10 protein-coding genes are annotated in these 6,967 nt (G+C 73.4%); 4 read left to right on the top strand and 6 right to left on the bottom strand.

From position 1 onward, the window contains the following. From AB0C69_RS35365 to AB0C69_RS35345, 5 genes are all read right to left on the bottom strand, one after another. Positions 1 to 1,058, bottom strand: a 1,058-nt coding sequence (locus tag AB0C69_RS35365) for an NAD(P)-binding domain-containing protein (protein ID WP_360359628.1), incomplete at its 3' end; no start/stop codon positions are given. 96 nt (positions 1,059 to 1,154) lie between these two features. Continuing rightward, on the bottom strand, positions 1,155 to 1,457 hold the full coding sequence (locus tag AB0C69_RS35360; protein WP_360359625.1) for a DUF202 domain-containing protein: 303 nt from the start codon (positions 1,455 to 1,457) through the stop codon (positions 1,155 to 1,157). Continuing rightward, the gene (locus tag AB0C69_RS35355) at positions 1,454 to 1,846 is read right to left on the bottom strand and encodes a DUF202 domain-containing protein (RefSeq protein WP_345174885.1); all 393 of its coding nucleotides are present in this window, start codon (positions 1,844 to 1,846) and stop codon (positions 1,454 to 1,456) included. Before AB0C69_RS35355 ends, AB0C69_RS35360 begins: the two co-directional genes overlap by 4 nt. Positions 1,847 to 1,942: 96 nt before the next feature. Beyond that, positions 1,943 to 2,620, bottom strand: a complete 678-nt coding sequence (locus AB0C69_RS35350) for a MerR family transcriptional regulator (protein ID WP_360359622.1) — start codon at positions 2,618 to 2,620, stop codon at positions 1,943 to 1,945. A gap of 103 nt (positions 2,621 to 2,723) precedes the next feature. Further along, positions 2,724 to 3,443: an IclR family transcriptional regulator gene (locus AB0C69_RS35345; RefSeq protein ID WP_360359619.1), complete on the bottom strand. Its 720-nt coding sequence runs from the start codon at positions 3,441 to 3,443 to the stop codon at positions 2,724 to 2,726. A 136-nt stretch (positions 3,444 to 3,579) separates the two neighbouring features. On the opposite strand from AB0C69_RS35345, the gene leuC reads away from it, so the two are divergent. The 4 genes from leuC to AB0C69_RS35325 all read left to right on the top strand — a co-directional run bounded on the left by leuC (position 3,580) and on the right by AB0C69_RS35325 (position 6,457). Continuing rightward, positions 3,580 to 5,031 carry a 3-isopropylmalate dehydratase large subunit gene (gene leuC, locus AB0C69_RS35340; RefSeq protein WP_345174889.1) on the top strand — a complete coding sequence of 484 codons (1,452 nt, stop codon included), beginning with the start codon at positions 3,580 to 3,582 and terminating at the stop codon, positions 5,029 to 5,031. 9 nt (positions 5,032 to 5,040) lie between these two features. Next, positions 5,041 to 5,628, top strand: a complete 588-nt coding sequence (gene leuD, locus AB0C69_RS35335; RefSeq protein ID WP_345174892.1) for a 3-isopropylmalate dehydratase small subunit — start codon at positions 5,041 to 5,043, stop codon at positions 5,626 to 5,628. A 203-nt stretch (positions 5,629 to 5,831) separates the two neighbouring features. Next, entirely contained in the window at positions 5,832 to 6,020 is a 189-nt protein-coding gene (locus AB0C69_RS35330; RefSeq protein WP_246395863.1) for a hypothetical protein, read from the top strand. A 158-nt stretch (positions 6,021 to 6,178) separates the two neighbouring features. After that, positions 6,179 to 6,457 (top strand): HU family DNA-binding protein, encoded by a 279-nt coding sequence (locus tag AB0C69_RS35325; RefSeq protein WP_021598708.1) that lies wholly within the window; start codon positions 6,179 to 6,181, stop codon positions 6,455 to 6,457. A 106-nt stretch (positions 6,458 to 6,563) separates the two neighbouring features. Here AB0C69_RS35325 and AB0C69_RS35320 read toward each other — a convergent pair whose 3' ends face one another. After that, on the bottom strand, positions 6,564 to 6,776 hold the full coding sequence (locus tag AB0C69_RS35320) for a hypothetical protein (protein WP_360359613.1): 213 nt from the start codon (positions 6,774 to 6,776) through the stop codon (positions 6,564 to 6,566). Positions 6,777 to 6,967 lie beyond the last annotated feature (191 nt).

Raw genomic sequence — 6,967 nt, 5'->3', positions numbered from 1 at the left:
CCGAAGCCCGCCCCGTGGGCGGCGAGGATCCGCTCCATCAGCGACATGATCACCTCCGACTGGCGGGTCATGTCGCCGGGCTTGTCGATCTCGCCGTCCGCGCCGAGCGCGATCTGCCCCGACACGTACAGCATCGGGCCCTGCGTCACGTACGCGGTGTGGGAGTAGGCCGGGTTCGGCGGGGCCGGGACGGTGTCGGGGTTGGCGAGCGTCAAGCGCATGGGCGGGGTCCTCCTGATGTGGTCGGTGAGAGCGACGAGGTCGTGGCCGCCGAGCCCGGCGGCGAGCGCGGCGTCCGTCCGGGCGCGGACGGTGGGCAGGACGCCCGCGGACGGGGAGCCGTCGAGGGCGAGGCCGAGGTCCTTGGCCGCCAGCGCGAGCGTGAAGCGCGGCGAGTCGCCGTCGGCGTGCTCCTTGAGGCGGCGGGCCTGGGGGCTGGTGCGCGCCAGCGCGTCCAGGGCGAGGCCCGGGTCGACGCCGAGCCGGTCGGCCAGGGCCAGCACCTCGCCGAGAACGGCGAAGTTCCCGACGAGCGCGCCGTTGACCACCAGCTTGAGCGCGGCCCCCGAGCCGGGCGGGCCGACGTGCCGGACGTCCCCGAGGGCGGCGAGGACGCCGGCGCAGCGGGCGAGGTCCTCCGGCCCGGCGCCCGCGAGGATCACGAGCTCGCCCGCCTCCGCCTGCGGGACGCTGCCGGAGACCGGCGCGTCGACGTACCCGATCCCCTCGGGGAGCCGGCTCCGGACGCGGTGGACGGCGTCGGGGCCGATCGTCGACATGTCGGCGATCACGGCGCCGGGCGGCAGGGCCGGGGCGGCGCCGTCCGGGCCGAACAGCACGTCATCGACGGCGGCCGCGTCGGTGAGCATCGTGACGACCAGCTCGCGGTCCCGCGCCGCCTCGGCGGGCGTGCCGCGGACGGCGGCGCCCGCCTCCGCGAGCGGGGCGGCCCGGGAGGGCGTGCGGTTCCAGACGGTCAGGTCGTGCCCGGCGGCGATGAGGCGCCGGGCCATCGGGACGCCCATGCGTCCCAGTCCGAGAAAGGCGATTCGTGTCATGGCGCGTCCGACGTTAGACGTCGCGCACTCATGTCACCAGCGAAGACTTCGCACGCCAGTCATGCGCGGCGCGCATGGCTCGCCCCGGGACGCGCCTCAGAAGGCGAAGGCGGCGGCGACGCCCGCCAGCAGGATGGCCAGACCGGTCGTGATCAGGATCGAGACCGGGTCGGCCGCGCCCGCCCCGGAGGGCAGGGCGCGCCGGGCGTGGAAGCTCCTGCGGGTGCGGCGCAGCATGAGCGCGGCCCCGCCGCACACGACCGCCGCGGCGAGGACCGTGCCCGGGGCCGAGGGGGCCAGGCGCACGCACAGCAGGCCCGCACCGATCAGGGCCAGGGTGGTGCGGGACCAGGCCAGCGCCGTCCGCTCCGGCTGCGCGCCGGGGTCCCGGAGCCTCACCGGGTGATCAGCAGCGCGATCAGCAGGACGATCGCGGCGCCCGCCAGCCCGTAGGAGATGACCGGGGCCAGCGCGGGCGGCGGCAGCGTCTCGGCGCGCCGCAGCGCGCGCTCGGTGCGCAGCCACCGGCGGAACGCCAGCGCCGCGACCAGGGCGCCGCCCGCGGCGAAGCCGACCGCGAGCACCTGTCGCAGCGGCGAATCGATCAGGTCGCCCGCCAGGGCGAGGCCGATGCCGCCCGCGATCAGCGCCAGAGCCGTGCGGATCCAGGCCAGGAACGTGCGCTCGTTGGCCATGGTGAAGCGCGGATCGGGGTCGTCGCCCTCGGCGAGCAGGCGGTCGGTCCACCTGCCGCCGGAGGAGGAGCCCGGAGGCGTCGTCGCGGTCATCGCCTTTCATATTAGGCGAAGAAAGTGAAAGCCCTAAAACGGGGGTGTGAATGGCAATTCCGACCGTCTATCCCGGAAAAGCCTGGTGGGACCGGGTCAGGCCGGCGGAGCGGGGTCCGGCCGGGGGGAAGCGCGCGGGGCGGGCACGGTGCGGCCGAAGCGGCGCGCCGAGGCGTCCTCCTGGGCCAGCCGGTGCAGGGACGCGAGGACCTGTTCGTAGAGGACGGTCGACACCAGCAGCGAATGGACGGTCCGGGCCCGCGGGGCGCCCTCCGCGACCCGTCCGATCTCGTGCTCGGCGACCTCGGCGGCGGCCTTCACGTAGGGGCGCAGGTCCTTGAGGGTGATCGGGAAGCCGAGGCGGCGCAGCGCCACGAACGCGTGCGCCAGCAGGTCGCGGGCGGGGGCGCGGTCGCCGACCTGCCAGCCGAGCTCGCGGACGATGGCGTCGACGTCCTCGCGGGCGGCCCGCCAGTGCGGGTCGTGCGGCGCGGCGAGGTGAGGGCCGACGGCGTGCTGGGCGGTGGCGAACAGCTCGTGCATGCCGACCCGGTCGTCCTCGACGGCCTCGATGACCTCCTGGATCGCCGAGATCGGCATGTCGCCCACCTCGCGCAGCGCGCTGATCAGCCGCAGCCGCTCCAGATGCCGCCCGTCGTACTCCGAGCGCGTGGCGCTGACCGTCGAGCCCTTCGGCAGCAGGCCCTCCCGGATGTAGAACTTGATCGTCTGGACCGTCAGCCCGCTGCGGTCGCTGAGCTCGGAGATCTGCACGTTGCACCCCCTTTACCGAAGGCAACGGTAGCGAGGTCGGGGGCGCGGAGACCGGCACACTCCCAGGTCCGTCCGGCTTGTGGCGGTTCGCCCCACGGCCGGATCAGGACGCGGTGCGGCGCATGCCTTCGGAGATCTTCTCGGCGGCGGCGACGACGGGCGCGGCGTGCAGGCGCCCGGGGGAGCGGGTGAGGCGTTCGAGGGGACCGGACACCGAGACCGCCGCGATCACCCGTCCGGCGGCGCCGCGGATGGGGGCCGAGACGGAGCCGACGCCCTGCTCCCGCTCGCCGACGCTCTGCGCCCACCCCCGGCGCCGCACCGACGCCAGCGTCGTGGCCTCGAACTTGGCGCCGCGCAGCCCGCGGTGCAGCCGGTCGGGCTCCTCCCACGCGAGCAGGATCTGCGCGGCGGACCCCGCCGTCATCGGCAGCGCCGCGCCGACCGGGATGGTGTCGCGCAGGCCGCTGGTGCGCTCGGCGGCGGCCACGCAGACCCGCACGTCCCCCTGACGGCGGAACAGCGACGCGCTCTCGCCGGTGTGGTCGCGCAGCTGGGCCAGGATGGGCTGCGCGATCGCGAGCAGGCGGTCCTCGCCCGCGGCGACCGCGAGCTCCGCCAGCCGCGGCCCGAGGATGAAGCGCCCCTGCGCGTCGCGGTGGACGAGGCGGTGGTGCTCCAGCGCGACGGCCAGCCGGTGGGCGGTGGGGCGGGCCAGCCCCGTCGTCTGGACGAGCTGGGCGAGCGAGGCCGGACCGGCCTCCAGCGCGTTCATCACGAGCACCGCTTTGTCAAGTACGCCGACTCCGCTAGAGTTGTCCATGCATTGATATTGCCGTCTCGTAATTTGAGATGCAAATCGAGGTGGCCGGGACCGCCCGGGCGACCGGGCCGGCGGCGCGCCGCCGGCCGGCACGACGACCAGCAGAGCCGACGATCAGCACAGGTGAGGTGGAGTGATGGGCCGAACACTGGCCGAGAAGGTGTACGACGCGCACGTCGTACGGCACGCCGAGGGCGAGCCCGACCTCCTCTACATCGACCTGCACCTGGTCCACGAGGTCACGAGCCCGCAGGCGTTCGACGGGCTGCGGATGGCGGGCCGCCAGGTCCGCCGCCCGGACCTGACGATCGCCACCGAGGACCACAACGTCCCGACCACGGACCTGCTCAAGCCGATCGCCGACCCGGTGTCGCGCACCCAGGTCGAGACGCTGCGCAAGAACTGCTCCGACTTCGGGATCCGGCTCCACCCGATGGGCGACGAGGGCCAGGGCATCGTGCACGTCATCGGCCCGCAGCTGGGCCTGACCCAGCCGGGGATGACCGTCGTGTGCGGCGACTCGCACACCTCCACCCACGGCGCGTTCGGCGCTCTCGCCTTCGGGATCGGCACCAGCGAGGTCGAGCACGTCCTCGCCACGCAGACGCTGCCGCAGATCCGCCCGAAGACGATGGCCGTCACGGTCGAGGGCGCGCTGCCCGAGGGCGTGACCGCCAAGGACCTGATCCTCGCGATCATCGCACGGATCGGCACCGGCGGCGGTCAGGGCCACATCGTCGAGTACCGGGGCGAGGCCGTCCGGTCGCTGTCGATGGAGGGCCGCATGACGGTCTGCAACATGTCCATCGAGGCCGGCGCCCGCGCCGGGATGATCGCCCCGGACGAGACGACCTTCGCCTACCTCAAGGACCGCCCGCACGCCCCGCGGGGCGAGGACTGGGACCGCGCCGTCGAGTACTGGACGTCCCTGCGCACCGACGACGACGCGGTCTTCGACCGGGAGGTCGTGATCGACGCCGCCGAGCTGACCCCGTTCGTCACGTGGGGGACGAACCCGGGCCAGGGCCTGCCGCTCGGCGAGTCCGTGCCCGACCCCGCGTCCTTCGACGACCCCGTCCAGCGCCAGTCCGCCGAGCGCGCCCTGGAGTACATGGGCCTGACCGCCGGGACGCCGCTGCGCGACATCGCGGTCGACACCGTCTTCGTCGGCTCCTGCACCAACGGCCGGATCGAGGACCTGCGCGCCGTCGCGGGCGTGCTGGAGGGCCGCAAGGTCGCCGACGGCGTCCGGATGCTGGTCGTCCCCGGCTCCATGAAGGTCAAGAAGCAGGCCGAGGAGGAGGGCCTGGACGCCGTCATCTCGGCCTCCGGCGCCGAGTGGCGCGAGGCCGGCTGCTCGATGTGCCTGGCGATGAACCCCGACAAGCTCGCGCCCGGCGAGCGCAGCGCCTCCACGTCCAACCGCAACTTCGAGGGCCGGCAGGGACCGGGCGGCCGCACCCACCTGGTGTCGCCCGCCGTCGCCGCCGCCACCGCCGTGACCGGGCATCTGGCCGCCCCCGCTGACCTCGGCGCAGCCGCCGGGGGGTCTGGGGGGTCGTCCCCCCAGAATGACGCCGACCTCTAAGGAAGCACGATGGAAGCGTTCACCACCTACACCGGGCGCGCGGTGCCGCTGCGCCGCAGCAACGTCGACACCGACCAGATCATCCCGGCCGTGTGGCTCAAGCAGGTCAGCCGCACCGGATTCGACAAGGGCCTGTTCTCGGCCTGGCGCGAGGACCCGGACTTCGTCCTGAACCAGCCGCGGTACCAGGGCGCGGGCATCCTGGTCGCCGGGCCCGACTTCGGCACCGGCTCGTCCCGCGAGCACGCCGTCTGGGCGCTGCAGCAGTACGGCTTCCGCGTCGTGATCGCGTCGCGCTTCGGCGACATCTTCCGCAACAACTCCACGAAGATGGGCCTGCTGCCGGTCGTCCTCACGGGCGAGCAGGTCGAGGCGCTGCAGAGCGCGGTCGAGAAGGACCCCGCCCTGGAGATCACCGTCGACCTGGGCGAGCGCGAGGTCCGCTGGGGCGCCGAGACCGCGACGTTCGAGATCGACGACTACACCCGCTGGCGGCTGATGGAGGGCCTGGACGACATCGGCCTCACGCTGCGCCACGCCGACGCCATCGCCGAGTTCGAGGCGGCCCGCACCGCCCTGCTCCCCACCACGGTGTAGCCCGTCCGAGATCCGCGACACGCCGCCCGTGGCGCCAGATACCTGGAAGTATCCGGCGTCACGGGCGCGCCCGAACGTACCCCGGGCGAGACGGTCGGCGCGGACGCGGGGAGAATCTCCCTGGTGTGCAACGACCGCCGACCGTTGGGGGACTCCAAGTGAGCACGGCCCCGTGGACCGGGCCAGAGTGGGACGATCCGACGTTGACGCAGCTCGCACGACAGTTGCGTGACGCTCATCGCGCCGTGGCGCCGCTCCCGCCACAGGACCGGCAGCGGCTCATCCGGCACCTTCTGGCGATCACCGATCTGGCGAAACGGGACGCCGAACTGGCCGCCCGCAGGCTGGACGCGTTCCTCGCCGATTTCCAAGAGGGGCCCGACGTCGGTTAGCGTGCGCAGTGGCCGGATCCGGTCCGGTCACCGGGCGAGACGGGGGCGAGACCGACAAAAACGCCAGCGACACGCCATCGTTTGCGTGAAGGTGATTGTGTCCATGGTGAGGGTCCCTTAGTTTCGTTCGGGCAAGGGGGGAACTAGAGGAGTAACCCATGAACAAGCGTGAGCTGGTCGACGCCATCTCTGACCGGCTGGGCAGCAAGAAGGCCGCAGCCGAGGCGGTCGACGCCATCCTGGAGGCGATCCAGAACGCGGTCGCCAAGGGCGACAAGGTCGCGATCACCGGGTTCGGTTCGTTCGAGAAGGCCGACCGGCCTGCCCGCACGGCCCGCAACCCCGCAACGGGCAAGACCATCGAGGTTCCCGCGACGTCCGTGCCGAAGTTCAAGGCGGGCGCCGACTTCAAGAACCTGGTGGCCGGCAAGAAGTAGTGCCTCACCGCGTCAGCGCCCGGGACCGCATGGTTCCGGGCGCTGCCGCGTTTCCGGGCTCGTCCGGGCCGCGCTCGTCCGGCCGCGCTCGTCCGGGACAGCCTGCTCAGGCGGGCGGTGCGGGAAGCGGGAAGGTCGACAGCGTCACCACCGAGATCCGCTCGCCGTCCAGCGCGAGGTTCACCCGCTGGCCGAAGCGCAGCAGCCGCAGGCCGCCCGCCGCGAACGCCTCGGCGTCGAAGGGCAGTTCCGTCCCGTCGTCGAGGAGCACGCTCCCCGAGCGGGTCTGCGCGTCGAACGCCTTCACCGTCCCCTGCATGCCCCCGACTCTAGGCCAACGAGGGCAGCCGGGAGGCGACGGCCGTGGTGCGGGGACCGGCGCCGAGCGCGAGCGCCGCGCGGAGGTCGTCCGGGGGTGCAGGTGCCCGACCGTGCTCACCTCGATGTCGGGCGGCTGGTGCCCGGCGAACTCGGTGAGCAGGGCGCGGCGTTCCCGCAGGCGGCGCGCGG

It is taken from the genome of Actinomadura sp. NPDC048032, assembly GCF_040653175.1.
In the GTDB taxonomy this organism is placed as follows: Bacteria; Actinomycetota; Actinomycetes; order Streptosporangiales; family Streptosporangiaceae; genus Spirillospora; species Spirillospora verrucosospora.
This window is presented reverse-complemented; position numbering and strand designations above follow the sequence as displayed.

Excerpts from the sequence above, each read along its gene's own strand:
- AB0C69_RS35355 (WP_345174885.1), bottom strand. The coding sequence starts at position 1,846 with ATGACCGCGACGACGCCTCCGGGCTCCTCCTCCGGCGGCAGGTGGACC.
- AB0C69_RS35345 (WP_360359619.1), bottom strand. The coding sequence starts at position 3,443 with ATGGACAACTCTAGCGGAGTCGGCGTACTTGACAAAGCGGTGCTCGTG.
- leuC (WP_345174889.1), top strand. The coding sequence starts at position 3,580 with ATGGGCCGAACACTGGCCGAGAAGGTGTACGACGCGCACGTCGTACGG.
- leuD (WP_345174892.1), top strand. The coding sequence starts at position 5,041 with ATGGAAGCGTTCACCACCTACACCGGGCGCGCGGTGCCGCTGCGCCGC.
- AB0C69_RS35325 (WP_021598708.1), top strand. The coding sequence starts at position 6,179 with ATGAACAAGCGTGAGCTGGTCGACGCCATCTCTGACCGGCTGGGCAGC.
- AB0C69_RS35320 (WP_360359613.1), bottom strand. The coding sequence starts at position 6,776 with ATGCAGGGGACGGTGAAGGCGTTCGACGCGCAGACCCGCTCGGGGAGC.